Source organism: Serratia sp. LACPHL-BACT-2024-00286, assembly GCF_043109535.1.
Lineage (GTDB): Bacteria > Pseudomonadota > Gammaproteobacteria > Enterobacterales > Enterobacteriaceae > Serratia > Serratia sarumanii.
Genome location: NZ_JBICNA010000002.1, coordinates 162,654 through 186,054, shown reverse-complemented (window position 1 = coordinate 186,054; position 23,401 = coordinate 162,654). Strand labels below are relative to the sequence as shown.

Genomic DNA, 23,401 nt, shown 5'->3' with positions numbered 1-23,401 from the left:
GGGCGAAAAAACTAGAGTACGCGGGTGCGGATCACCTCGGCGATGCCCGGCTGCAGGTTATCGGCGATCACCAGATCGGCGCGTTCCTTGATCGCATCATCGGCGTTGCCCATCGCCACGCCCAATCCGACCGCTTCCAGCATGCTGATGTCGTTGTAGTTGTCGCCGAACGCCACCACCTGATCCATGCTCAGCCCCTGCGACTCCACCCATTGGCGCAGGCGCTTGCCTTTGCTGTTGCCGCCTTTGGCGATATCCACCTGATCGTGCCAGGACCATTCGCACGCCAGCCCCAGCTCTTTCTCCACCGTGTCGGCAAACTCGCGCAGCGCCAGGGTATCGGCGTGCGAGGTGGCGAATTTCCAGATCGCCTGCGCGTCGTCGGCCGCCTGCGCCAGGCTGCCGACCTGCAGCAGCGTCGGGCGCTGCGCCGCCGGCAGGGTTTCGGCCCAGGCCAGCGAGCGGATCACGTGGCCGCTCGGCTCCTGATACAGCATGGCGTCGTCGACGTACATCAGCCCGTGAATGTCGGTCTGTTTGAGCATCTGCAGCACCTGCCTGGCCTGATCTTTCGCCAGCGGATCGGCCGCCAACACCTTCTTCTGCTGAAAATCATACAGATAGGTGCCGTTGCAGCAGATGGCCGGGGTATCTATCTGCAGCGCCTGGTAGAACGGATGGATAGCGACGTGGTGGCGGCCGGTGACCACCACCACCTGGATGCCGGCGGCGCGCGCCTGCGCCAGCGCTTCCAGCGATTGCGGTAAGATGCGTTTTTGGTTGTCCAGCAGGGTGCCGTCAAGATCGAGGGCGATGACGCGGTAGCTCATAGGGTTCTCGTTATCGTTAGCCATAAAATTAATCCGATGGTACACCGGATAGCCAACGGAGAAAACCGCGTGAGCTTCCGGTGCTAAGCGGGGTTGCCATGCGACGGATGTGCGGTAAGCTAGGGGCAATCGAACGGCCTGAAACCGGTTCCTCTTTTACCCTTTGCAAGGAGAACACATGAAGCAAATCGTTTATGTCGCCAGCCCGGAGAGCCAGCAGATCCACGTTTGGCAGTTGGATGACGCCGGCGCGCTGGCGCTGCTGCAAACCGTTGACGTGCCGGGCCAGGTGCAGCCGATGACCCTTCATCCGGACAAGACCCACCTGTACGTCGGCGTGCGTCCGGCGTTCGGCATCGTCAGCTACCGCATCGAGGCGGACGGCACGCTGCAGCAGGCCGGCATGGCGCCGCTGCCGGGCAGCCCGACCCATATCTCCACCGATTTGCAGGGGCGTTACCTGTTCTCCGCCTCCTACAGCGGCAACTGCGCCAGCATCAGCCCGATCGGCCACGACGGCGTGGTGACGGCGCCTATTCAGCAGATCGACGGGCTGACCGCGCCGCACTCGGCGAACATCGATCCGACCAACCAGCTGGTGCTGGTGCCTTGCCTGAAAGAAGACCGCATCCGCCTGTTCAACCTGAGCCTGGCGGGCCAGCTGACGCCGCACGCGCAGGAAGCGGTGGCGACCGCCGCCGGCGCCGGCCCGCGTCATATGGCGTTCCACCACAACGACAAGTTCGCCTACTGCGTCAATGAGCTGGACGGCACGGTGGACGTGCTGGCCATCTCGGAAAACGGCGGCAAATACACCGTCACGCAGACGCTGGACATCATGCCGGCCGACTTCGACGGCACCCGCTGGGCGGCGGACATCCATATCACGCCGAACGGCCGCTTCCTGTACACCAGCGACCGCACCGCCAGCATTCTGACCATCTTCAGCGTTTCCGCAGACGGCGGCACGCTGAGCGTGGTCGGCTATCATCCGACCGAAGCGCAGCCGCGCGGTTTCAACATCGATCACAGCGGCCGTTTCGTGATTTCGTCCGGCCAGAAATCCGATCACATCGCGGTGCATGAAATTGACCAGGCCAGCGGTAAGCTGACCACGCTGGCGCGTTATCCGGTGGGCAAAGGCCCGATGTGGGTGAGCGTGCTGGCGAAGTAATTCGGCGGTCAGACGAGTATGGAAAAAGCGCGATTCGGTGGAATCGCGCTTTTTTATTGGCGGGGGATCAGTTGAACGTCACCGTCAGCGTGGCGCTGCCGAGGCTGTGGAAATGGACGTTAAAGCCCACCAGCGCGCCGCTGGAACCCTCATCCACCTCGATGCGCTCCACGTCCAGCGCATGCACGGTGAACTGGTAGCGGTGGCTTTCGCCACTCGGCGGCGCCGCGCCGCCGTAGCCGGCTGAGCCGAAGTCGGTGCGGGTCTGCAGCGCGCCGGCGGGCAGCGGGGCTTTGCCGGAGCCCGCGCCCTGCGGCAGCTCGCGCACGTCGGCGGGAATGTTGGCCACGATCCAGTGCCACCAGCCTGAGCCGGTCGGGGCATCGGGATCGTAAACGGCGATCACGAAGCTTTTGGTGCCGGCCGGCACGCCGTCCCAGGCCAGGTGGGGCGACAGGTTATCGCCGTGATAGCCCATGCCGTTGAAAACCTGCTGCTGCGGCAGTTTGCCGCCGTCCTGCAGATCGTTGCTGTACAAACGAAAAGCCATAGTGACTCCCAGTTGTCGGTAAACGCGAACCCTTAAGCTAGATCGTTTCGTCGTGACAATACAAGCGGGATTGCCATTCGCCAACGGCGGCGCGGATCGGTTACCATGGCCGCATCTTCCTTCCTACAGACCGCCGGATAGCCAAACAACGCCACCATGATCTCACTGAAAAAACGCACGCCGTGGTTCGGCTGGCTGCGCCGTTGGGCCAAAGGCATCAAGCGCGATATTTACGCGCTGTGGCTGGCCGCCCGTGATAAGCGCACTCCGTGGTACGCCAAACTGATCGCGCTGCTGGTGGCCGGCTATGCGATCTCGCCGATCGATCTGATCCCGGACTTCATTCCGGTGCTGGGCTATCTGGACGACGTGATTATCGTACCGTTGGGCATCATGCTGGCGGTGCGCCTGATCCCCAAGCCGCTGATGGCCGAGCTGCGCGAGAAGGCGCAAAAGCGCGTCGATAACCCCACCGGCCGCATGGCGGCGGTGATGATCATTTTACTCTGGCTGCTGTGTCTGGGATTGCTGGCCCGCTATCTGGACCAGCATTGGTAAGCCATTAACGCGCGGCGGCGGCCACGGCGGCGGTCAGGCGGCTGAGCTGTTCCGCTTCGATGATGTAAGGCGGCATCAGGTAAATCAGCTTGCCGAACGGCCGGATCCACACCCCGCGTTCGACGAACCCGCGCTGCAGTTCGGCGACGTTCACCGGTTCGCGCATCTCCACCACCCCAATCGCGCCCAGCACCCGCACGTCCGCCACCTTCGGCAGCGCCGCGAGCGGCAGCAGCTCCTGCTTCAGCTGGGCTTCGATGGCGCTCACCTGCGCCTGCCAGCGATTTTCCGCCAGCAGAGCCAGGCTGGCATCCGCCACCGCGCAGGCCAGCGGGTTGCCCATAAAGGTCGGCCCGTGCATAAAGCAGCCGGCCGCGCCGTTGCTGATGGTCTCCGCCACGTGGCGGGTGGTCAGGGTGGCGGACAGCGTCATGTAGCCGCCGGTCAGCGCCTTGCCCAGGCAGAGAATGTCCGGCACCACCTGAGCGTGCTCGCAGGCGAACAGCTTGCCGGTGCGGCCGAAGCCGGTGGCGATCTCGTCGGCGATCAGCAGCACCTGATGGCGATCGCACAGCTCGCGCACCCGCTTGAGGTAGCTTGGGTGGTAGATACGCATGCCGCCGGCGCCTTGCACCACCGGTTCCAGGATCACCGCCGCCACTTCACCGGCGTGCTGCTCCAGCAGCGCGGCGAACGGCGCGATGTCCTCTTCGCGCCATTCCTCGTCGAAGCGGCACTGCGGCGCGGTGGCGAACAGGTGCGGCGCCAGATAGCCCTGATAGAGGCTGTGCATCGAGTTGTCCGGATCGCAGACCGACATCGCGCCGAAGGTATCGCCGTGATAGCCGTGGCGCAGCGTCAGGATGCGCTGCCGCCGCTCGCCGCGCGCCTGCCAATACTGCAGCGCCATCTTCAGCGACACTTCCACCGCCACCGAACCGGAATCTGCCAGGAACACGCACTGCAGCGCTTCCGGCGTCATCTCCACCAGCCGACGGCACAGCGAGATGGCGGACGGATGAGTAATACCGCCGAACATCACGTGCGACATCTTCTCCAACTGCTGGCTGGCGGCCTGATTCAGGCGAGGATGGTTGTAACCGTGGATCGCCGCCCACCAGGAGGACATGCCGTCTACCAGACGCCGGCCGTCCGCCAGCTGCAGCTCGACGCCGCTGGCCGACTCGATCGGGTAACAGGGTAACGGGCGGCTCATGGAGGTGTAGGGGTGCCAGATATGACGTTGGTCAAACGCCAGGTCGGAAGCGGTGACAGACATGCTTGTAAACCAAATTGAGTTAAGATTGGTTGACAGTATATCCACAATATTTAAACTGGCGACACTTTTTCGTTTTGGAGACGCCATGATGGCCGATCGCATTCACTGGACAGTAGGGCAAGCCCAGGCCCTGTTTGATAAACCGCTGCTTGAACTGCTGTTCGAAGCGCAAACCGTACACCGCCAACACTTCGATCCGCGTCAGGTGCAGGTCAGCACGCTGCTGTCGATCAAAACCGGCGCTTGCCCGGAAGACTGCAAATACTGCCCGCAGAGTTCGCGCTACAAGACCGGCCTGGAGGCGGAGCGGCTGATGCAGGTCGAGCAGGTGCTGGAATCGGCGCGCAAGGCCAAGGCGAACGGCTCGACCCGTTTTTGCATGGGCGCGGCGTGGAAGAACCCGCACGAACGCGATATGCCTTATCTGCAGCAGATGGTGCAGGGCGTGAAAGCGATGGGCATGGAAACCTGCATGACCCTGGGCACGCTGGATGGCACTCAGGCCGAGCGGCTGGCGGAGGCCGGGCTGGATTACTACAACCATAACCTCGACACCTCGCCGGAGTTCTACGGCAGCATCATCACCACCCGCAGCTACCAGGAACGCCTGGATACGCTCGACAAAGTGCGCGACGCCGGCATTAAAGTGTGCTCCGGCGGCATCGTCGGGCTGGGTGAAACGGTGCGTGACCGCGCCGGGCTGCTGGTGCAGCTGGCCAATCTGCCGAAGCCGCCGGAGAGCGTGCCGATCAACATGTTGGTGAAGGTGAAAGGCACGCCGCTGGCGGATAACGACGACGTCGATCCGTTCGATTTCATCCGCACCATCGCGGTGGCGCGCATCATGATGCCGTCTTCTTATGTCCGCCTTTCCGCCGGCCGTGAACAGATGAACGAACAGACGCAGGCGATGTGCTTTATGGCCGGCGCCAACTCGATCTTCTACGGCTGCAAGCTGCTGACCACGCCGAACCCGGAAGAAGACAAAGACCTGCAGCTGTTCCGCAAGCTGGGGCTGAACCCGCAGCAGACCGCCACCGAACACGGCGACAACCAGCAACAGCAGGCGCTGGCTAAGCAACTGCTGACCGCCGATACCGCCGAGTTTTACAACGCGGCGCTGTGATGAGCTGGCAACAACGCATTGAGCAGGCGCTGGCAGAGCGGCGCCTCAACGCCGCCTACCGTCGGCGACAGACCACCGAGGGCGGCAATGGCCGCCAGATTCGGCTCGGCGATCGTCTCTACCTGAATTTCTCCGGCAACGACTACCTGGGGCTGAGCCAGGACGCGCGGGTGATCGCCGCCTGGCAGCAGGGCGCGCAGCGCTACGGCGTCGGCAGCGGCGGTTCCGGCCACGTCACCGGCTTTAGCGCGGCGCATCAGGCGCTGGAGGAGCAACTGGCGGCGTGGCTCGGCTATCCGCGCGCGCTGCTGTTCATCTCCGGTTACGCCGCCAACCAGGCGGTGCTGGCGGCGTTGATGCAAAAGGGCGATCGCATTTTGGCCGATCGCCTCAGCCACGCCTCGCTGCTGGAGGCGGCGGCGCAATCGCCGGCCGAGCTGCGCCGCTTCCAGCACAATCAGCCGCAGGCGCTGGCGGATCTGTTGGCCAAACCCTGCGACGGGCAGCGGCTGGCGGTGACCGAAGGGGTGTTCAGCATGGACGGCGACGGTGCGCCGTTGGCGGAACTGCATCGCCTAACCCGCGCGGCGGGCGCCTGGCTGATGGTGGACGATGCCCACGGCGTCGGCGTGCGCGGCGAGCAAGGCCGCGGCAGCTGCTGGCAGCAGGGCGTGCGCCCTGAACTGCTGGTGGCGACCTTCGGCAAGGCGTTCGGCGTCAGCGGCGCGGCGGTGCTGTGCGATGAGGCGACCGCCGAGTATCTGCTGCAGTTCGCCCGCCATCTGATTTACAGCACCGCGATGCCGCCGGCGCAGGCCTGCGCGCTGCAGGCGGCGCTGGCCTGCATTCGAGAGGGCGATGAACTGCGCGCCCGGCTGCAGGACAACATCCGCCGTTTCCGCCAGGGCGCTGCGCCGCTGGCGCTGACCCTGACGGACTCCGACACCGCCATCCAGCCGCTGCTGGTGGGTGACAATCAACGCGCGCTCGATCTGGCGACCCGCCTGCGCGAGCGCGGGCTGTGGGTGAGCGCCATCCGCCCGCCGACGGTGCCGCCGGGCGGCGCGCGGCTGCGCATCACCCTGACGGCGGCGCATCAGCCGCAGGATATCGATCGCCTGCTGGAGGTATTGCATGACGTCAGCCAATGACTGGGTGAACAAACAGGCGGTCGCTTCGGCCTTCAGCCGCGCCGCCGGCAGCTACGACGCCGCCGCCGCGCTGCAGCGTGACGTTGGCGAGCGCTTACTGGGGATGGGGAGTGCCCATCCGGGTGAACGGCTGCTGGACGCCGGCTGCGGCACCGGCTATTTCAGCCGCCTGTGGCGCGAGCGCGGCAAGCAGGTGACCGCGCTCGATCTGGCGCCGGGCATGCTGGATGTCGCCCGTCAACGGCAGGCGGCGCACCATTATCTGCTGGGCGATATCGAACAGGTGCCGTTGCCCGACGCGGCGATGGACATCTGTTTCAGCAGCCTGGTGGTGCAGTGGTGCAGCGATCTGCCCGCCGCGTTGGCGGAGCTGTACCGCGTGACCCGCCCCGGCGGCGCGATCCTGTTTTCCACGCTGGCGGCGGGCTCGCTGCAGGAACTGGGGGATGCCTGGCAACAGGTGGACGGCGAGCGCCACGTGAACGCCTTTCTGCCGCTGGCGCAGATCCGCGCCGCCTGTGCTGGCTATCGACACGAGCTGGTCACGGAGTTGCGCACCCTGAACTACCCGGACGTGATGACGCTGATGCGTTCGCTCAAGGGCATCGGGGCCACGCACCTGCATCAGGGGCGCGAGGGCGGCCTGATGTCGCGCGGCCGTCTCGCCGCGCTGCAGGCGGCTTACCCGTGCCGGCGGGGGCAGTTCCCGCTCAGCTATCATCTGGCTTATGGAGTGATTTATCGTGATTAAACGTTGGTTCGTAACCGGCACCGACACCGAAGTGGGGAAAACCGTCGCCAGCAGCGCCTTGCTGCAGGCCGCCAACCGGGCGGGCTACCGCAGCGCCGGGTATAAGCCGGTGGCTTCCGGCAGCGAGATGACCGCCGAGGGGCTGCGCAACGGCGACGCGCTGGCGCTGCAGGCCAACAGCGGCGTGGCGCTCAGCTACGATGAAGTGAACCCTTACGCTTTTGCCGAACCCACCTCGCCGCATATCGTCAGCGCCGATGAAGGCCGGCCGATCGACGCGGCGCGGCTGTCCGACGGCCTGCGCCGGCTGGAACAGCGCGCCGACTGGGTGCTGGTCGAGGGCGCGGGCGGGTGGTTTACCCCGCTGTCGGCGGAGTACACCTTCGCCGACTGGGTGCAGCAGGAGCAACTGCCGGTGATCCTGGTGGTGGGCATCAAACTGGGCTGCATCAACCACGCGGTGCTGACGGCGCAGGCGGTGCAGCAGGCCGGGCTGACGCTGGCCGGTTGGATCGCCAACGACGTGGCGCCGCCGGGGCGGCGGCATCAGGAATACCTGGCCACGCTGCGCCGCATGCTGCCGGCGCCGCTGCTGGGCGAAATCCCGCACCTGCCGCAGGCCGAACGGGCGCCGCTGGGGCAGTATCTGGATATCAGCCTGCTATAAACGCTCAATGAGGGGGGCTTCTCTCCCTCATCCTTCTTCTTGCCCTGCCAACCCGGCGCCGATCAGCGCCTCATCCAGCTGCGCCAGCGCGCCGTGCGCCACCGTGCGCCCGCTGTCCAACAGGCAGAAGCGATCCGCCACCCGGCGCACGAACGGCAGCTGATGCTCCACCAGTAAAATGGTCATGCCCAGTTCGCGGTTGAGCCGGCGGATCACGTTGCCGATGTCGGCGGCGATCGAGGGGGGGACGCCCGCCGTCGGTTCGTCGAGGATCAGCAGCGCCGGCTCCTGGGCCAGCGCCCGACCGATAGCCAGCTGGCGCTGAGCGCCCACGCACAGATCGCCGGCGCGGCGCGCGCGCATCTGGCGCAAATGGGGAAACAGGCTGTAGATCAGCGGCGGAATGCGGCGAGGGGCGCCGCGCCCGGCCATTTGCGCCACCTGCAAATTTTCCTCCACGCTCAGCTGTGAAAAAAGCTGCCGCCCCTGGGGCACGTGGCTGATGCCCAGCGCGGCGCGGCGCTCCATCGGCTGCAGCAGCAGGTTTTGCGGCGGCTGATCCGCCGGCTGCCAGGTCATGCTGCCGCTCACCACCGGCACATGCCCCATGATGCAGTTGACCAGCGTGGTCTTGCCCACGCCGTTGCGCCCGAGCAGCACGGTGCACTGGCCGCGCGGCAGCTCCAGGTTGATGTCCCACAGGGTGTGGTTCTGCCCGTAAAATTGATTGACCGATCTCAGGCTCAGCATTTGGCATTCTCCTCATAGACGCTCGTTTCACTCGTTGGCGGGGGCTGCAAAGGCCGCATGAGCGGCGAATTTCCCGAGTGTGGCAATGTCTGGAACAAAATGCCGTCCGTCCGAGGAGCCAGAGCTGCGGTGGACGGAATGACAGTCAATATGTCGTTAAAAACGACGCTTGTGACGACTTGGTGTCGTTCTTGCGTTTTTACGGGCGATAACGCCGCGGCGGTGAAACTCCGCGGCCGGCAGCGCATCATGCTGCCGCACCGCATTTATACGCAGGAAGATAAAGCAACTCCCAGGCCAATTTTTGCCGCCGGGTGAAAACGGGGGATTGTTATCGCCTTGTTAACCGCACGTCAGGCCTGACGCGCGCTGCCGTGACGGCCTGGAAATACGCGGGCAAGTTAACCCGGACGTTTTTTGCACTCTTGTGGTGCTGTTCGGTGTGGGCATGGTGCAAGGCATTGCGCCGCCGTCAAGAGCGATCCACGTGAAAGGAGCCAATGCGATTTTGGCAATGGGGATTTTTAGTATTAATCGGCATAAACAAAGCGATATTTTTATGAAAAAATAACTAAAAAAGGCATTTTGGCCAGTGTAAAGGGCGAAAAGCTTTCTTTCTGTAACTCCCGCCCCGGGCGGGGCGGTGAGAGTTATCCACTATTCCTGTGGATAACCTTGTGTATTAGATTTAGAAAAACGCTGTAAAGCGAGAGCGGACGCGGGTTCTGTTCGCTTTGCCCGCATTCTCGTCTTTTTATTAAAGTAATTAATTATCAATAATTTAATTAAAATCAAGACGCGAGGGTATTGATCAGGTCTCTATGTATGATTTTTCGACGCGGTGCTATCAATAAGTTAATTCGCGGCAAGTTCTGGGGATAAATCTGTTATTGACAATAAAAATGTCACCGGACTGTAACGCCACGGTGCAACGGCGTTGCCGCTGCATCGGGCGCAGCGACGAATCCGCTTGAAGCTGGTTTTATATCCAGTATCATGGGCACTGGCGCAAATCGCCGACACTTTCCATAATTAGGGGCCATGCCCGGCGCAGAGTCGGCTGGCCGCCTGAGCGCGCGCATCTCCACAGGGTAGCCGAGCAATGAGTAAACTTTTCAAACTGCATTCTGATTTCAAACCGGCCGGCGATCAGCCGGAAGCCATCCGCAAGCTGGAAGAGGGGCTGGAAGACGGCCTGGCGCACCAGACGCTGCTGGGGGTCACCGGTTCGGGCAAGACATTCACCATCGCCAACGTGATAGCCGATCTGAATCGGCCGACCATGGTGCTGGCGCCGAACAAGACGCTGGCGGCGCAGCTGTACGGCGAGATGAAAGAGTTTTTCCCGGAGAATGCGGTGGAATACTTCGTCTCCTACTACGACTACTACCAGCCGGAAGCCTACGTGCCCAGCTCCGATACCTTCATTGAAAAAGACGCTTCGGTGAACGAGCACATCGAGCAGATGCGCCTTTCCGCCACCAAGGCGCTGCTGGAGCGGCGCGACGTGGTGGTGGTGGCGTCGGTGTCGGCGATCTACGGCTTGGGCGATCCGGATCTTTACCTGAAGATGATGCTGCACCTGACCCAGGGGATGATCATTGATCAGCGATCCATTTTGCGCCGCCTGGCGGAGCTGCAATATTCCCGCAACGATCAGGCCTTCCAGCGCGCTACCTTCCGCGTGCGCGGCGAGGTGATCGACATTTACCCGGCGGAGTCGGACGAGCTGGCGCTGCGCGTCGAGCTGTTCGACGAAGAAGTGGAGCGGCTGTCGCTGTTCGATCCGCTGACCGGGCAGATCGAGCAGGTGGTGCCGCGCTTTACCATCTACCCGAAATCGCACTACGTGACGCCGCGCGAGCGGATCATGCAGGCGATGGAAGAGATCAAGGTCGATCTGGCGGACCGCCGCAAGGTGCTGCTGGCCAACAACAAGCTGCTGGAAGAGCAGCGCCTGACGCAGCGCACCCAGTTCGATCTGGAGATGATGAACGAGCTGGGCTACTGCTCGGGCATCGAAAACTACTCGCGCTACCTGTCCGGGCGCGCCGAGGGCGAGCCGCCGCCGACGCTGTTCGACTACCTGCCGGCGGACGGGCTGCTGGTGGTCGACGAATCCCACGTCACCATTCCGCAGATCGGCGCGATGTTCAAGGGCGACCGCGCGCGCAAGGAAACGCTGGTGGAGTACGGCTTCCGCCTGCCGTCGGCGCTGGACAACCGCCCGCTGCGCTTCGAGGAGTTCGAGGCGCTGGCGCCGCAGACCATCTATGTCTCCGCGACGCCGGGCAAATACGAGCTGGAGAAATCCGGCGGCGATCTGATCGATCAGGTGGTGCGGCCGACCGGGCTGCTGGATCCGATCGTGGAGGTGCGGCCGGTCGCCACCCAGGTGGACGATCTGCTCTCCGAGATCCGCAAGCGCGCGGCGATCAACGAGCGCGTGCTGGTGACTACCCTGACCAAACGCATGGCGGAAGACCTGACCGAATACCTGGAAGAGCATGGCGAGCGCGTGCGCTACCTGCACTCGGACATCGATACCGTGGAACGGGTCGAAATCATCCGTGACCTGCGTCTGGGCGAGTTCGACGTGCTGGTGGGCATCAACCTGCTGCGTGAGGGGCTCGACATGCCTGAGGTGTCGCTGGTGGCGATTCTGGACGCCGACAAGGAAGGTTTCCTGCGTTCCGAGCGTTCGCTGATCCAGACCATCGGCCGCGCGGCGCGTAACCTGAACGGCAAGGCGATCCTGTATGGCGATCGCATCACCGATTCGATGGCCAAGGCGATCGGTGAAACCGAGCGGCGCCGCGCCAAGCAGCAGGCCTACAACGAAGCCAACGGCATCGTGCCGCAGGGGCTGAACAAGAAGATCGGCGACATTCTGCAGATCGGCCAGCCGGTCAACCGCGCCAAGAGCAAAGGCAAGGGCAAGGCGGCGGACGGCGGCGCTTCGCTGCAGAACCTTACGCCGAAAGCGCTGGATCAGAAAATCCGCGATCTGGAAGCGCAGATGTACACCCACGCGCAAAACCTGGAGTTCGAGCAGGCGGCTGCGCTGCGCGACGAGATCCACCAGCTGCGCGAGCAGTTTATTGCGATTTCCTGACCGTTGGATGGCGCCCGCGTAGCGGGCGTCGAAATTCCTTGTCGGCCGCGTCAAAGCTGTTAAGGTGTGCGGCCCGATTTGACCACGAAGAGTACCGAACATGAGCCAACACCAGTCCAAAGATCCGCTGCACGGCGTGACGCTGGAGCAACTGCTGAATAAGCTGGTGGATCACTACGGTTGGTCCGAGCTGGGCGCACGCATTCGCATCAACTGCTTCCGCAGCGATCCGAGCATCAAGTCCAGCCTGAAGTTTTTGCGTCGCACGCCCTGGGCGCGCAAAGAGGTGGAAGATCTGTATATCGATATGGTCAGCCATCCCGCCCCAGCCAGCGATAATCCCTGGCTGCGCGGGCGAGACGGTTAAATTCGGTCAGCGGCGGGCGGCCAGCGCCACCAGCGCCCGATCCAGCGCCTGGCGCAGCAGTTGGCGATCGTGTCTGTAGGGGATGTCGCTCGCTTCCAGCGGCTGTTGAATCACCACCCGATCCTGCACTTCACTGGCGTCTACCGCCGGGCCGACGATCAGCGCATCGATCATCCGGCGGCCAATCTTCTCTTCCATCAGCGTCAGCTTATCCTGTAGCGACAGCGCCGCGGCGGCCACGCTCAGCTCGCGGCCGAGGTTGCCGATATAGATCATGCTGGCGCTGCTGCGGCGCAGCGCCTGGGTGAGATCGTCCAGCAGCAGCAGCGGCATCAGGCTGGTGAGGAAACTGCCCGGCCCGATCAGGATCATGTCGGCCTGCGCGATGGCGTCCAGCGCTTCGCGCGTGGCGCTGACCGGCGGCGACAGCATCAGCTCCTGCGGCATATGGGCCAGCTGATCGACATTCACTTCACCGTAAACGTGATTGCCTTCGTGATCGTGCGCCATCAAATCCACCGGCTGTTCCGACATCGGGATCAGCGCCGCGTCCACCTTCAGCAGGCTGCGCACCAGGTTGATCGCTTCCAGCGGGCGCACGCTCAGGTGATCCAGCGCTTTCAGCATCAGGTTGCCGAGGTTGTGGCCGGCCAGTTCGCCGTTGCCGCTGAAGCGGTATTCGAACATCGCCGAGGCGACGCTCGGTTCGGTGATCAGCTGGTTGAGACAGTTACGGGTATCGCCCCAGGCAATGCCGCCTTCCGAACGGCGGATGCGGCCGGTGGAACCGCCGTTGTCGGTGGTGGTGACGATGCCGGTCAGGCGGGAGCCTAAGGACGACAGGGCCGACATCACACGGCCCAGGCCGTGTCCGCCGCCTAACGCCACCACGCGGTCGAGATCGGCCAGGGTACGATTACGCATAAATTTCCTTACAAAGGGGCTGAACTGCCCGCATAAGGTAACGGATCCGGCATAAAAACGCGATAAGAGTGTCATTTGCGTGATTCCGGTCAATTCGTCCGCGCAAGTGATGTTTATCATGGTTTACCAGAATACGCGGCGTCTAAAAACGCTGTATAGACAATTATATAGCGAATTTACGCGTTGGCTATCGTTGCCGATTAGCGCTAGAATTCTGCTGAAAACCACGGTTTCGTTCCGGCTACTCAAGGTAGCGGGAAGAGAAATCAAACTCCTAGCCCCTGCGCCTACGTTGTTCATCCGGAACGATATGGCGCCTGGGCCGTGGCGAAGTCAGCCACCAGGGTGCAGAGGGGAAACGCTCGCATCTCCCGACTTTGGAAAGGTGTTATGGTGCCGCAACTCATTGATGCTTATGAGCGCAAGTTCTATTACCTGCGCTTGTCGATCACCGACGTGTGCAACTTTCGTTGCACCTATTGTCTGCCCGACGGCTACAAGCCGAGCGGCAGCCCGAAAAGCTTCCTGTCGCTGGATGAAATCCGCCGCGTCAGCCGCGCGTTCGCCGAACTGGGCACCGAAAAGGTGCGCCTCACCGGCGGCGAGCCTTCGCTGCGCCGCGATTTTACCGAGATCATCGCCGCCGTGCGGGAAAACCCGGCCATCCGTACCCTGGCGGTCACCACCAACGGCTACCGTCTGGCGCGCGACGTTGCCGCCTGGCGTGACGCCGGTCTGACGGCGATCAACGTCAGCATCGACAGCCTGGATCCCCGCCAGTTTCACGCCATCACCGGCCAGGACAAGTTCCGCCAGGTGATGGACGGCATCGACGCCGCCTTCAGCGCCGGTTTCAGCAAGGTCAAGGTCAACGCGGTGCTGATGCGCGACGTTAACCACCAGCAGCTCGGCGCCTTTCTCGCCTGGATCAAGGACCGGCCGATCCAGCTGCGCTTTATCGAACTGATGGAAACCGGCGAGGGCGGCGAGCTGTTTCGCAAACACCACGTTTCCGGCGAAGTGATTCGCCTGCAGTTGGAGCAGCAGGGCTGGCAGCGCCAGGCACGCGGCCGCAGCGACGGCCCGGCGCAGGTGTTCAGCCACCCGGACTACCAGGGCGAGGTGGGGCTTATCATGCCGTATGAAAAAGACTTCTGCGCCAGCTGTAACCGGCTGCGCGTTTCTTCCATCGGCAATCTGCACCTGTGCCTGTTCGGCGAGCAGGGAGTGCCCCTGCGCGATCTGCTGGCCGAGGACGGCCAGCTCGACGCGCTGAAGGCGCGCATCCAGAGCGGGCTGCTGAGCAAGAAGCAGACCCATTTCCTGCATCAGGGCAACAGCGGGATCACCCAGAATCTGTCGTTTATCGGCGGCTGATACCCACATATTTCAAGCCGCAGCGTTGTTGGCTGCGTGCGCTCACCCCAGTCACTTACCTGAGTAAGCTCCTGGGGGATTTACGCACTGGCCGCCTGGTTGCAGCTTGAAATCTGTTGGGTATCTCAGAATAGGAGCCTATTGAACCATGAGCCATGCGAGCAGCGAGTTTATTGCGGCGCATATCGCCATCCTGACCGTCTCCGACAGCCGCGGCGCGGCGGAAGACACCTCCGGCCACTATCTGCAGGACGCGGCGCAGGAAGCCGGCCACCAGGTGGTGGATCGCGCCATCGTCAAAGATGACATTTACCAGATCCGCGCGCGGGTTTCCGCCTGGATCGCCGATGACAACGTGCAGGCGGTGCTGATCACCGGCGGCACCGGTTTTACCGCCCGCGACAACACGCCGGAAGCGCTGCTGCCGCTGTTCGACAGAGAGGTGGAAGGGTTCGGCGAACTGTTCCGCATGGTGTCGTACGAAGAGATCGGCACCGCGACGATCCAGTCGCGCGCGCTGGCCGGCCTGGCCAACCGCACGGTGATCTTCGCCATGCCGGGCTCCACCCGCGCCTGCCGCACCGCCTGGGAGCGGATTATTGAAGAGCAGTTGGACGCGCGCCATCGCCCGTGCAACTTCCAGCCCCACTTGAAGAAGCCCTGAGTCATGACACAGCTAACCCACATTAACGCCGCCGGCGAAGCCCATATGGTTGACGTTTCCGCCAAGGCCGAAACGGTGCGCGAGGCGCGCGCCGAAGCCTTCGTCGAGATGCTGCCCGCCACGCTGGCGATGATCGTCGACGGCAGCCATCACAAGGGCGACGTGTTCGCCACGGCGCGCATCGCCGGCATTCAGGCGGCCAAACGCACCTGGGAGCTGATCCCGCTGTGCCACCCGCTGATGCTGAGCAAGGTCGAAGTGCAGCTGGAGGCGCAAACGCAGCACAGCCGGGTGCGCATCGAAACCTGCTGCCGGCTGACCGGCAAAACCGGCGTCGAGATGGAGGCGCTGACCGCCGCCTCGGTGGCGGCATTGACCATCTATGACATGTGCAAAGCGGTACAGAAAGACATGGTGATCGGCCCGGTGCGCCTGCTGGCGAAAAGCGGCGGCAAATCCGGCGATTTTAAGGTGAACGTATGATCGATATTCTTTTCTTCGCGCAGGTGCGCGAACTGGTGGGCACCGGCGGCCTGTCGATGCCGGCGGATTACCCGACCGTCGAGGCGCTGCGCCAGGCGCTGTGTGCGCGCGGCGATCGCTGGGCGCTGGCGCTGGAGTCCGGCAAGCTGTTGGCGGCGGTCAATCAGTCGCTGGTGGCGGCGGACCATCCGCTGCGCGCCGGCGATGAAGTGGCCTTCTTCCCGCCGGTCACCGGGGGGTAAGCATGGAAAATACCCGCATTCGCGTGGGCGAAGCGCCGTTCAACGTCGGCGACGAGTACCAGTGGTTGGCGCAGTGCGACGCCGATGGCGCGGTGGTGACCTTCACCGGCAAGGTGCGCAACCATAATCTGGGTGACGACGTCAGCGCGCTGACGCTGGAACACTATCCCGGCATGACCGAGAAGGCGCTGGCGGAGATCGTGGCCGAGGCGCGCAGCCGTTGGCCGCTGCAGCGGGTGACGGTGATCCACCGCGTCGGCGCGCTGTATCCCGGCGACGAGATCGTGTTCGTCGGCGTGACCGGCGCGCACCGCAGCATGGCGTTCGCCGCCAGCGAGTTCATCATGGACTACCTGAAGACCCGCGCGCCGTTCTGGAAGCGCGAAGCCACCGGCCAGGGCGATCGTTGGGTGGACGCCCGCGACAGCGATCGCGAGGCCGCGCAGCGCTGGCACGACGCGGCTAAATAACGCGTCAACAGCGGAAACAAATCAAGACCTTTGCCGCTTTCGCCCGGCATATTCTGTGGTACGCTTATAGCAGGCGAAGCCCCGTTCGCGGGGCTTCGGAATCTTGTTTACAACGCAAAAGGTAACCGTCATGGACCGATATCCACGCTCTAATGGTTCAATCGTCGAACGTGCCAACAGCGGCATTCAGGCCTACATGGCGCAGGTTTACGGCTGGATGACCTGCGGTCTGCTGCTGACGGCGTTCGTTTCCTGGTATGCGGCCAACACGCCCGCGATCCTCAACTTCATCTTCTCCAGCCAGATCACCTTCTTCGGCCTGATCATCGCCCAACTGGCGCTGGTGTTCGTGATCTCCGGCATGGTCAACCGCCTGAGCGGCGCGGTGGCCACTTCGCTGTTCATGCTGTACTCGGCGCTGACCGGGCTGACGCTGTCGAGCATCTTCATCGCCTACACCTACAGCTCGATCGCCAGCACCTTCGTGGTCACCGCCGGCATGTTCGGCGCCATGAGCCTGTATGGCTACACCACCAAGCGCGATCTGAGCGGCTTCGGCAGCATGCTGTTCATGGCGCTGATCGGCATCGTGCTGGCCTCGCTGGTGAACATCTGGCTGAAAAGCACCGCGTTGATGTGGGCGATTACCTACATCGGGGTGGTGGTGTTCGTCGGCCTGACCGCGTACGACACGCAAAAACTCAAGGCGATGGGCGAGCAGCTGAATGCCGATGATAAAGACAGCTTCCGCAAGTACGCCATCGTCGGCGCGCTGACGCTGTATCTCGACTTCATCAACCTGTTCCTGATGTTGCTGCGTATCTTCGGCAACCGTCGCTAAATCCGTGGCCTTTCAAGCAGTAGCTTGAAATCCACAGGACTTACCGGGCTCTGCATGTGACATGCAGAGCTTTTTTTATGCGATTTTGCGGCGGAACAGCGCGTAGGCGGCGCTACCGGTGGTGGCGGTGATCACCAGCAGCGGCCACAGGCTGTGCCAGATGATGTCGAAGCTGGCGTCCTTCAGGTAGATCTGCTTGGTGATGTCGGTGAAGTGGCGTATCGGGTTAACCCAGGTCAGATCCTGCAGCCACACCGGCATATTCTCCACCGGCGAGACGTAACCCGAGAGCAGGATCGCCGGCATCATGAACACGAACACGCCGATGAACGCCTGCTGCTGAGTGGCGCACAGCGACGAGATCAGCAGGCCGAAACCGACCAGCGACAGCCCGTAGATCAGCATGGTGGCATAGAACAGCAGCAGCGATCCGGCGAACGGGATCTGATACAGGAAGATGCCGATCAGCAGCACGATGCTGGCCTGGAAGCTGGCGACGATCAGCGCCGGCACCGCCTTGCCGATAAAGATCTGCCAGGTGGTGAGCGGCGAGACCAGCAGCTGTTCCAGCGTGCCCTGTTCGCGTTCGCGCGCCACCGACAGCGAGGTGACGATCAGCACGCCAATGGTGGTGATCATGGCGATCAGCGACGGCACCACGAACCATTTGTAGTCCAGATTCGGGTTATACCAGTTGCGCACCACCAGCTCGCTGTTGTTGGGTTTAGCGCGGTTGCCGAGCAGCTCGTTCTGATATTCCTGCACGATCTGCTGCACGTAGTTGGCGGCGATCTGCGCGCTGTTGGAGTTGCGCCCGTCGAGCAGCAGCTGCAGCGGCGCGGTGTTGCCGGTGGCGATATCGCGCGAGAACTGCGCCGGGAAGCGGATCAGCAGCAGCGCCCGCTGGTTGTCGATGGTGGTCTTTATCTCCTGCGGGCTGCGCAGCAGCAGCACGTGTTGAAAGGCCTTGGCCTTGGCGAAGCGCTGGGTCAGCTCTACCGAGGCCTGGCCGCTGTCTTCGCTGTAGACCGCGATGGTGGCGTTGGTGACTTCCAGCGTCGCGGCGAACGGGAACAGCAGCACCTGCAGGATCACCGGCATGATTAAAATGGCGCGGGTTTGCGGATCGCGCAGCAGCGCCTGCATTTCCTTGATGATGAGCGTCAACAGACGATGAAACATCGCTTTTCTCCTCAATCCAGCCGGCGCTGGGTTTTCCAGGCCGTCAGGCCGATGAACACCACGGCGGAAGCGATCAGGAACAGCAGATTGATCAGCAGCACGGTGCCGACGTTGCCCGCCAGGAACAGCGTTTGCAGCGTGCTGACGAAGTAGCGCGCCGGAATGATGTAGGTCACCGCGCGCACGATGGCCGGCATGCTGTCGATCTGGAAGATGAAGCCGGACAGCATGATCGACGGCAGGAAGGCGGCGTTCAGCGCCACCATCGCCGCATTGAACTGATTGCGGGTGAGGGTGGAGATCAGCAGGCCCATGCCGAGGGTGCTGGCGAGGAACAGGCTGCTGATCAGCAGCAGGATCGGCAGCGAGCCGCGATAGGGCACGCCGAGCACCCACACCGCCACCGCCATGCACAGCGCCATGGCGGCCATGCCGAGGAAGTAATAAGGGATCAGCTTGGAGAGCAGCAGCTCGCTGCGCGTCACCTGGGTGGACAGCAGGGCCTCCATGGTGCCGCGCTCCCATTCGCGGGCGATCACCAGCGAGGTGAGGATGGCGCCGATCACCGTCATGATGATGGTGATGGCGCCGGGAATGATGTAGTGCCGGCTGATGGCCGCCGGGTTGAACCAGTAGCGCATCTGCACGTCAATCAGCGGTTTGTCGCTGTTGCCCCGATCGGCGGCGCGCTGCTGCTGCCAAACTTGCCATACGCCCTGGGCGTAACCCTGCACGAAGTTGGCGGTGTTCGGCTCGCTGCCGTCGGTGATCACCTGGATCGGGGCGCTGTCGTGCGGGCGCGCCATGCGCTGGTCGAAATCCACCGGGATCACCACCAGGCCGCGGATCGTGCCGGCCTGCATCTGCTGGATCAGCCGTTGGCGGTTGTCGCTGATGGTCGGTTCGATATAGGGCGAGCCGGCGAAGGCGTGGGCCAGATCGCGCGCGTCTTCGCTCTGTTGCTCCATCAGAATGCCCAGATGCAGCTTGCTGGAGTCCAGGTTGATGCCGTAGCCGAAGATAAACAGCAGCATCAGCGGGATGACGAAGGCGATCAGGCCGCTGCTGGGATCGCGCAGTATCTGCCGCGTTTCCTTCAGGCACAGCGCGCGCAGCCGGCGCCAGGAGAAGCCGCCGTCGTCGATTGGGGGGTGGTTATCGCTCACCGTGATTCCTCCTCATCGTAGCCCTGCACCAGCTCGATAAACGCCTGCTCCATCGAGGGGTTGGGATTGTCGTCGCGCGCCACCTGCTGTTTGAGATCGTCCGGCGTGCCGGCGGCGATGATCTTGCCGCGGTACACCAGGCCGATGCGGTCGCAGTACTCCGCCTCGTCCATAAAGTGGGTGGTCACCATCACCGTGACGCCCTTGTCGACCATGCCGTTGATGTGCAACCAGAACTCGCGCCGCGTCAGCGGATCGACGCCGGAAGTCGGTTCGTCGAGAAACAGGATATCCGGTTCGTGCATCAGCGCGCAGGCCAGCGCCAGGCGCTGTTTGAAGCCGAGCGGCAGCGCGTCCGGCGTCTGATCGAGGATCGGCGCGAAGTTGAAGGCGCGGGACATCTCGTCGATTTTGTCGCGCTGCGCCTTGCCGCCCAGGCCGTAGACGCCGGAGAAGAACTTCAGGTTTTGCGCCACCGTCAGGTTGCCGTACAGCGAGAATTTTTGCGCCATGTAGCCGAGCCGCTGGCGCGCCTTGCCGGAGCTGGTCTTCAGATCCATCCCCAGCACCAACGCCTTGCCGCTGGAGGGGATCAGCAGGCCGCACATCATTTTGAAGGTGGTGGACTTGCCGGCGCCGTTCGGCCCGAGCAGGCCGAAAATTTCGCCGCGCCGCACCTGGAAATCAACGTGATCGGTAGCGGCGAAGTCGCCGAATTTTTTGGTCAGCTGCACCGCTTCGATCACCGTTTCACCGCTTGCGCCGTTGACGGTCGGCATGATCTCCGCCAGCGCCGAGCGGTGGTGGGGGCCGCCGCCGAGCAGATCGATAAACGCATCCTCGAAGCGCGGATCCGCTTCGTCCAGTTCGGCGTCCGGCAGATCCAGTGCCTGCAACAGCCGGCGGTGATCTTCGCCTTCCTTCAGGATCAGGCGCAGATACTTGCCCTGGATCACCCCGTCGGTGACCGCCGGCAGGCAGATCGCCCGCTGCAGCAGCGATCGATGGCTGCCGGGGGGCGCGGCGATCAACACCGTGCGCCCGGCCATACGGCGGGTCAGCGCCTGCGGCGCACCGCTGAACAGCAGCTCGCCCTCGTTGAGCAGCAGCACTTCGCGGCACTGCTCGGCTTCGTCGAGATAAGACGTGCTCCACAGGATCAACATGCCGTCGTTGGCCAGCTCGTGCACCATGCGCCACAGCTCGCGGCGCGAGATCGGATCGACGCCGACGCCCGGCTCATCCAGCAACAGCACCTGAGGTTCGCCCAGCAGCGTGCAGGCCAGACCCAGCTTTTGCTTCATGCCGCCGGACAGCTTGCCCGCCAGGCGCTCGGTGAAGCGGGTCAGATCGGTGAATTTCAACAGCCGCTCGAAGGTCTGGCGGCGAAGATCGCCGGTGACGCCGCGCAGATCGGCGTACAGCGTCAGGTTCTCCATCACCGTCAGATCCTCATACAGCCCGAACTTCTGCGGCATGTAACCGAGGATCGCGTGTAGTTGACGATCCTGCGCGATCGGATCCAGCCCGGCGACCCGCAGTTTGCCGCTGCTGGGCTGCAGCAGCCCGGCCAGCATGCGCAGCAGGGTGGTTTTGCCGGCGCCGTCCGGGCCGACCAGCCCAATCACCGCGCCGCTGCGCAGGGTGGTAGTCAGGCTGGCGACCGCCGGTTTCTCAAGCGACGGGAAGCGCTTCTCCAGCCCTTCCAGCTCAATGGTGTGCGCCTGTTCCATGGCCGGCCTCAGGGTTTGGCGAAGCGCAGGGTGACCGGCATGCCCTGGCGCAGCGCGTCGTCGGCGTCGGTGACGATCACCCGCAGGCGGTACACCAGATCGGTACGCAGATCCGGCGTTTCAACGCTTTTCGGCGTGAATTCGGCGGTCGGCGAGACGAAGCCGATCTTGCCGTGATAAGGCTTGCCGGGGCGGCCGTCGGTGTAGATCTCCAGTTCGGTGCCGGGCACCGCTTGGCTCAGGCTGGTTTCGTTGACGTAGGCACGCACCCACACCGGCCGGGTCAGCGACAGGGTGAAGACCGTGCCGCCGGCGCCGAGCATGGTGCCCGGCTCCACCGCGCGGGTCAGCACCGTGCCGGCGGAAGGGGAAACCAGCGTGGCGTCTTGCAGGTTCAACTGTGCCTGCGCCAGCGCCGCCTCGCTCTGCGCCACGTCGGCCTTGGCCTGTTCGATTTCTTGCGGGCGGTTGCCGCTGCGGTATTGCGACAGCTTGTCCTTCGCCGCCTGCAGGTTGGCCTGCGCCTGATTGCGGGCGGTGCGCGCATCCTCCAGCGCGTCGGCGGAGGTAGCGTTTTTCGCCCACAGCCCCTGTTGGCGTTTCAGGAAGCTGTCGGCGTAGGCGAAGGCGGACTGGCGCTGCGCCATTTCCGACCGTACCTGGGCGATCTCTTCGGCGCGGTAACCGGCCTGCAGCAACGACAGCTTGGCGCGCGCGCTGCCGACGTTGGCTTCGGCCTGCTGCAGCGCGTTGCGGTAGGGGGCGTCGTCCAGCTTACCGAGCAGCTGGCCCGGCTGAACGGCATCGCCCTCATCCACCGTCAGCGACGCCAGGCGGCCGTCGACGCGAAAGCCGAGGTTCACCGTGCGGATGTCGACGTTGCCATACAGCGTCAGCGGCTTATCCTGCTGCTGTTGGTAATGCCATACCCCGTAAGCGGCGGCCGCGATCAGCAGAATTAACAACACGATCAAGGCACTGCGTTTTTTGTTCATAACACTCCCTGCCTGAATTTACGCGCCGTGACGTTGGCGCAGCCCAACAACCAGAATCTCGATATGCTCGCTCAGCACCGCCGCGATTTGCGCCGCTTCGCCCTCGCCAATCTCTTGCCAGCCGGCCTGACGGCGGATGGTTTCGCGCGCCACGCGGAACGACAGCACCTCGCCGATCAGCGCATGGGTATGCAGCACGAGGCGGGGGGCGCGTTCGTCGATGCCGGTGGCGGCCGCCAGCAGGCGGCACAGCCGCTCGTGCATCGGCGCGATCACCTGGCTGTGGATCAGCGGGTAGGCGTCGGTCGGGGCGAGCTGTTCGCGCGACATGATTTTGCTCAGGTTCAGCGTGTGCGGCTGGGTCATCAGTTCGCTGAAGGCCAGCAGGCCACGCTGCAGCAAACGCAGCGCCGCGTCGGGTGAGCGCAGCGCGACGGGCTGTTGCCAGAAGCGATCGACCTCTTCGGCCAGCGGAGCGAACGCCTGCTGGATGAAATCGGCGAGCGACTGCGCTACGGCCAGGTACAGCCCCTCTTTAGAGCTGAAGTAATAGGTGATGGCGGCGATGTTCTGGCCGGCGCGCTGGGCGATATCGCGGGTGGTGGCGCCCTGCAGGCCATATTCGCCGAACAGGTCGGTCGCCGCGGCGAGCAGCTGCCGGCGCGCTTGCTCGCCGCGCGCCCGGCCGGCGGCCTGATGAGGTACGGAAGCTGGCATGGGTCACGCTCGAAGTTAATCAATCATATGATTAACTTTATGCCAGATTGTTTAAAACGCAACCGCTAATCACAATGAGTTATGTGATCGGCTTCAGACAATGCTGAATTTACGGCAGATTGTGCTCTCCACGCGTAAAAGTGCTTTTTATTGCGCGACTTCTGTTACAATCGCCGCCTGGTGCACTGCAGTTTGTGCCAATCCCTCGTGGTCATGCTTAATGCCCCGTCTGATCATCCTCCCAGGAAACTGCACCGAACACCGTTAGGTTAGGGGGGATCTGGAGTTT

At 63.3% G+C, this 23,401-nt stretch carries 25 protein-coding genes and 1 riboswitch; of the genes, 15 read left to right on the top strand and 10 right to left on the bottom strand.

The genetic code is table 11. From position 1 onward, the window contains the following. Positions 1–11 precede the first annotated feature (11 nt). Positions 12–830 (bottom strand): pyridoxal phosphatase, encoded by an 819-nt coding sequence (locus ACF8MC_RS07440; protein ID WP_033647130.1) that lies wholly within the window; start codon positions 828–830, stop codon positions 12–14. A gap of 178 nt (positions 831–1,008) precedes the next feature. Between ACF8MC_RS07440 and pgl the strand changes: the two genes are divergently transcribed. Further along, positions 1,009–2,004, top strand: a complete 996-nt coding sequence (pgl, locus tag ACF8MC_RS07435; protein WP_033637496.1) for a 6-phosphogluconolactonase — start codon at positions 1,009–1,011, stop codon at positions 2,002–2,004. A gap of 67 nt (positions 2,005–2,071) precedes the next feature. Here pgl and ACF8MC_RS07430 read toward each other — a convergent pair whose 3' ends face one another. Continuing rightward, complete coding sequence (locus ACF8MC_RS07430; RefSeq protein WP_033637497.1) at positions 2,072–2,554, bottom strand: kinase inhibitor; 483 nt, start codon at positions 2,552–2,554, stop codon at positions 2,072–2,074. Between the two features lie 156 nt (positions 2,555–2,710). Here ACF8MC_RS07430 and ACF8MC_RS07425 point away from each other — a divergent pair, with 156 nt between their 5' ends. Then, positions 2,711–3,112: a YkvA family protein gene (locus tag ACF8MC_RS07425; RefSeq protein WP_016928691.1), complete on the top strand. Its 402-nt coding sequence runs from the start codon at positions 2,711–2,713 to the stop codon at positions 3,110–3,112. Positions 3,113–3,116: 4 nt separating this feature from the next. Here ACF8MC_RS07425 and bioA read toward each other — a convergent pair whose 3' ends face one another. After that, positions 3,117–4,391, bottom strand: a complete 1,275-nt coding sequence (gene bioA, locus ACF8MC_RS07420) for an adenosylmethionine--8-amino-7-oxononanoate transaminase (protein WP_049212786.1) — start codon at positions 4,389–4,391, stop codon at positions 3,117–3,119. Positions 4,392–4,479: 88 nt separating this feature from the next. Between bioA and bioB the strand changes: the two genes are divergently transcribed. The 4 genes from bioB to bioD are packed head-to-tail and all read left to right on the top strand — an operon-like array spanning position 4,480 to position 8,086. Then, positions 4,480–5,517: a biotin synthase BioB gene (bioB, locus tag ACF8MC_RS07415; RefSeq protein ID WP_033653544.1), complete on the top strand. Its 1,038-nt coding sequence runs from the start codon at positions 4,480–4,482 to the stop codon at positions 5,515–5,517. Then, complete coding sequence (bioF, locus tag ACF8MC_RS07410) at positions 5,517–6,668, top strand: 8-amino-7-oxononanoate synthase (protein ID WP_033647125.1); 1,152 nt, start codon at positions 5,517–5,519, stop codon at positions 6,666–6,668. The genes bioB and bioF overlap by 1 nt, the downstream gene beginning before the upstream one ends. Next, positions 6,652–7,419, top strand: a complete 768-nt coding sequence (gene bioC, locus ACF8MC_RS07405) for a malonyl-ACP O-methyltransferase BioC (protein WP_033647122.1) — start codon at positions 6,652–6,654, stop codon at positions 7,417–7,419. Before bioF ends, bioC begins: the two co-directional genes overlap by 17 nt. Beyond that, the gene (bioD, locus tag ACF8MC_RS07400) at positions 7,412–8,086 is read left to right on the top strand and encodes a dethiobiotin synthase (RefSeq protein WP_060443463.1); all 675 of its coding nucleotides are present in this window, start codon (positions 7,412–7,414) and stop codon (positions 8,084–8,086) included. Before bioC ends, bioD begins: the two co-directional genes overlap by 8 nt. A 27-nt stretch (positions 8,087–8,113) precedes the next feature. On the opposite strand, the gene ACF8MC_RS07395 is transcribed toward bioD, so the two are convergent. Continuing rightward, positions 8,114–8,836, bottom strand: coding sequence for an ATP-binding cassette domain-containing protein (locus ACF8MC_RS07395; RefSeq protein WP_033647117.1), 723 nt, complete (start codon positions 8,834–8,836; stop codon positions 8,114–8,116). Between the two features lie 57 nt (positions 8,837–8,893). Between ACF8MC_RS07395 and ACF8MC_RS07390 the strand changes: the two genes are divergently transcribed. The 3 genes from ACF8MC_RS07390 to ACF8MC_RS07380 all read left to right on the top strand — a co-directional run bounded on the left by ACF8MC_RS07390 (position 8,894) and on the right by ACF8MC_RS07380 (position 12,318). Beyond that, positions 8,894–9,154 (top strand): hypothetical protein, encoded by a 261-nt coding sequence (locus ACF8MC_RS07390; RefSeq protein ID WP_164104681.1) that lies wholly within the window; start codon positions 8,894–8,896, stop codon positions 9,152–9,154. A 784-nt stretch (positions 9,155–9,938) separates the two neighbouring features. Continuing rightward, positions 9,939–11,951 (top strand): excinuclease ABC subunit UvrB, encoded by a 2,013-nt coding sequence (gene uvrB, locus ACF8MC_RS07385; protein ID WP_060420105.1) that lies wholly within the window; start codon positions 9,939–9,941, stop codon positions 11,949–11,951. A 100-nt stretch (positions 11,952–12,051) separates the two neighbouring features. Beyond that, positions 12,052–12,318, top strand: a complete 267-nt coding sequence (locus ACF8MC_RS07380; RefSeq protein ID WP_004939783.1) for a VF530 family DNA-binding protein — start codon at positions 12,052–12,054, stop codon at positions 12,316–12,318. Positions 12,319–12,324: 6 nt separating this feature from the next. Here ACF8MC_RS07380 and yvcK read toward each other — a convergent pair whose 3' ends face one another. Then, entirely contained in the window at positions 12,325–13,242 is a 918-nt protein-coding gene (yvcK, locus tag ACF8MC_RS07375) for a uridine diphosphate-N-acetylglucosamine-binding protein YvcK (protein WP_049195910.1), read from the bottom strand. Positions 13,243–13,501: 259 nt separating this feature from the next. Then, a riboswitch (molybdenum cofactor riboswitch) is annotated at positions 13,502–13,646 on the top strand. Here yvcK and moaA point away from each other — a divergent pair. The 6 genes from moaA to ACF8MC_RS07345 all read left to right on the top strand — a co-directional run bounded on the left by moaA (position 13,633) and on the right by ACF8MC_RS07345 (position 17,319). Then, a complete protein-coding gene (moaA, locus tag ACF8MC_RS07370; RefSeq protein ID WP_041033959.1) occupies positions 13,633–14,619 on the top strand; it encodes a GTP 3',8-cyclase MoaA in 987 nt (328 codons plus the stop codon). Its footprint overlaps the riboswitch before it by 14 nt. Positions 14,620–14,767: 148 nt before the next feature. Further along, entirely contained in the window at positions 14,768–15,283 is a 516-nt protein-coding gene (gene moaB, locus ACF8MC_RS07365; RefSeq protein ID WP_033653505.1) for a molybdenum cofactor biosynthesis protein B, read from the top strand. Positions 15,284–15,286: 3 nt separating this feature from the next. Further along, positions 15,287–15,766 (top strand): cyclic pyranopterin monophosphate synthase MoaC, encoded by a 480-nt coding sequence (gene moaC, locus ACF8MC_RS07360; RefSeq protein ID WP_033637506.1) that lies wholly within the window; start codon positions 15,287–15,289, stop codon positions 15,764–15,766. Next, entirely contained in the window at positions 15,763–16,008 is a 246-nt protein-coding gene (moaD, locus tag ACF8MC_RS07355; protein WP_019453985.1) for a molybdopterin synthase sulfur carrier subunit, read from the top strand. The genes moaC and moaD overlap by 4 nt, the downstream gene beginning before the upstream one ends. Before the next feature lie 2 nt (positions 16,009–16,010). Continuing rightward, positions 16,011–16,478 (top strand): molybdopterin synthase catalytic subunit MoaE, encoded by a 468-nt coding sequence (moaE, locus tag ACF8MC_RS07350; protein WP_004939764.1) that lies wholly within the window; start codon positions 16,011–16,013, stop codon positions 16,476–16,478. Positions 16,479–16,608: 130 nt separating this feature from the next. Beyond that, positions 16,609–17,319, top strand: a complete 711-nt coding sequence (locus ACF8MC_RS07345) for a Bax inhibitor-1/YccA family protein (protein WP_033637508.1) — start codon at positions 16,609–16,611, stop codon at positions 17,317–17,319. Positions 17,320–17,394: 75 nt separating this feature from the next. Here ACF8MC_RS07345 and ACF8MC_RS07340 read toward each other — a convergent pair whose 3' ends face one another. From ACF8MC_RS07340 to cecR, 5 genes are read right to left on the bottom strand one after another with little or no spacing between them, the layout of a single operon-like run. After that, entirely contained in the window at positions 17,395–18,501 is a 1,107-nt protein-coding gene (locus ACF8MC_RS07340; RefSeq protein WP_033637509.1) for an ABC transporter permease, read from the bottom strand. An 11-nt stretch (positions 18,502–18,512) separates the two neighbouring features. Then, positions 18,513–19,667, bottom strand: coding sequence for an ABC transporter permease (locus ACF8MC_RS07335; RefSeq protein ID WP_164104682.1), 1,155 nt, complete (start codon positions 19,665–19,667; stop codon positions 18,513–18,515). Beyond that, a complete protein-coding gene (locus ACF8MC_RS07330) occupies positions 19,664–21,400 on the bottom strand; it encodes an ATP-binding cassette domain-containing protein (RefSeq protein WP_164104683.1) in 1,737 nt (578 codons plus the stop codon). Before ACF8MC_RS07330 ends, ACF8MC_RS07335 begins: the two co-directional genes overlap by 4 nt. An 8-nt stretch (positions 21,401–21,408) precedes the next feature. Then, entirely contained in the window at positions 21,409–22,395 is a 987-nt protein-coding gene (gene hlyD / locus ACF8MC_RS07325; RefSeq protein WP_033647110.1) for a secretion protein HlyD, read from the bottom strand. An 18-nt stretch (positions 22,396–22,413) separates the two neighbouring features. After that, a complete protein-coding gene (gene cecR, locus ACF8MC_RS07320; protein ID WP_033653501.1) occupies positions 22,414–23,112 on the bottom strand; it encodes a transcriptional regulator CecR in 699 nt (232 codons plus the stop codon). Positions 23,113–23,401: the final 289 nt, after the last annotated feature.

What these genes read in the sequence shown, in the direction of transcription:
- ACF8MC_RS07440 (WP_033647130.1), bottom strand. Translation starts at nt 830, where the DNA reads ATGAGCTACCGCGTCATCGCCCTCGATCTTGACGGCACCCTGCTGGAC.
- pgl (WP_033637496.1), top strand. Translation starts at nt 1,009, where the DNA reads ATGAAGCAAATCGTTTATGTCGCCAGCCCGGAGAGCCAGCAGATCCAC.
- ACF8MC_RS07430 (WP_033637497.1), bottom strand. Translation starts at nt 2,554, where the DNA reads ATGGCTTTTCGTTTGTACAGCAACGATCTGCAGGACGGCGGCAAACTG.
- ACF8MC_RS07425 (WP_016928691.1), top strand. Translation starts at nt 2,711, where the DNA reads ATGATCTCACTGAAAAAACGCACGCCGTGGTTCGGCTGGCTGCGCCGT.
- bioA (WP_049212786.1), bottom strand. Translation starts at nt 4,391, where the DNA reads ATGTCTGTCACCGCTTCCGACCTGGCGTTTGACCAACGTCATATCTGG.
- bioB (WP_033653544.1), top strand. Translation starts at nt 4,480, where the DNA reads ATGGCCGATCGCATTCACTGGACAGTAGGGCAAGCCCAGGCCCTGTTT.
- bioF (WP_033647125.1), top strand. Translation starts at nt 5,517, where the DNA reads ATGAGCTGGCAACAACGCATTGAGCAGGCGCTGGCAGAGCGGCGCCTC.
- bioC (WP_033647122.1), top strand. Translation starts at nt 6,652, where the DNA reads ATGACGTCAGCCAATGACTGGGTGAACAAACAGGCGGTCGCTTCGGCC.
- ACF8MC_RS07395 (WP_033647117.1), bottom strand. Translation starts at nt 8,836, where the DNA reads ATGCTGAGCCTGAGATCGGTCAATCAATTTTACGGGCAGAACCACACC.
- ACF8MC_RS07390 (WP_164104681.1), top strand. Translation starts at nt 8,894, where the DNA reads ATGAGCGGCGAATTTCCCGAGTGTGGCAATGTCTGGAACAAAATGCCG.
- uvrB (WP_060420105.1), top strand. Translation starts at nt 9,939, where the DNA reads ATGAGTAAACTTTTCAAACTGCATTCTGATTTCAAACCGGCCGGCGAT.
- ACF8MC_RS07380 (WP_004939783.1), top strand. Translation starts at nt 12,052, where the DNA reads ATGAGCCAACACCAGTCCAAAGATCCGCTGCACGGCGTGACGCTGGAG.
- yvcK (WP_049195910.1), bottom strand. Translation starts at nt 13,242, where the DNA reads ATGCGTAATCGTACCCTGGCCGATCTCGACCGCGTGGTGGCGTTAGGC.
- moaA (WP_041033959.1), top strand. Translation starts at nt 13,633, where the DNA reads ATGGTGCCGCAACTCATTGATGCTTATGAGCGCAAGTTCTATTACCTG.
- moaB (WP_033653505.1), top strand. Translation starts at nt 14,768, where the DNA reads ATGAGCCATGCGAGCAGCGAGTTTATTGCGGCGCATATCGCCATCCTG.
- moaC (WP_033637506.1), top strand. Translation starts at nt 15,287, where the DNA reads ATGACACAGCTAACCCACATTAACGCCGCCGGCGAAGCCCATATGGTT.
- moaD (WP_019453985.1), top strand. Translation starts at nt 15,763, where the DNA reads ATGATCGATATTCTTTTCTTCGCGCAGGTGCGCGAACTGGTGGGCACC.
- moaE (WP_004939764.1), top strand. Translation starts at nt 16,011, where the DNA reads ATGGAAAATACCCGCATTCGCGTGGGCGAAGCGCCGTTCAACGTCGGC.
- ACF8MC_RS07345 (WP_033637508.1), top strand. Translation starts at nt 16,609, where the DNA reads ATGGACCGATATCCACGCTCTAATGGTTCAATCGTCGAACGTGCCAAC.
- ACF8MC_RS07340 (WP_033637509.1), bottom strand. Translation starts at nt 18,501, where the DNA reads ATGTTTCATCGTCTGTTGACGCTCATCATCAAGGAAATGCAGGCGCTG.
- ACF8MC_RS07330 (WP_164104683.1), bottom strand. Translation starts at nt 21,400, where the DNA reads ATGGAACAGGCGCACACCATTGAGCTGGAAGGGCTGGAGAAGCGCTTC.
- hlyD (WP_033647110.1), bottom strand. Translation starts at nt 22,395, where the DNA reads ATGAACAAAAAACGCAGTGCCTTGATCGTGTTGTTAATTCTGCTGATC.
- cecR (WP_033653501.1), bottom strand. Translation starts at nt 23,112, where the DNA reads ATGCCAGCTTCCGTACCTCATCAGGCCGCCGGCCGGGCGCGCGGCGAG.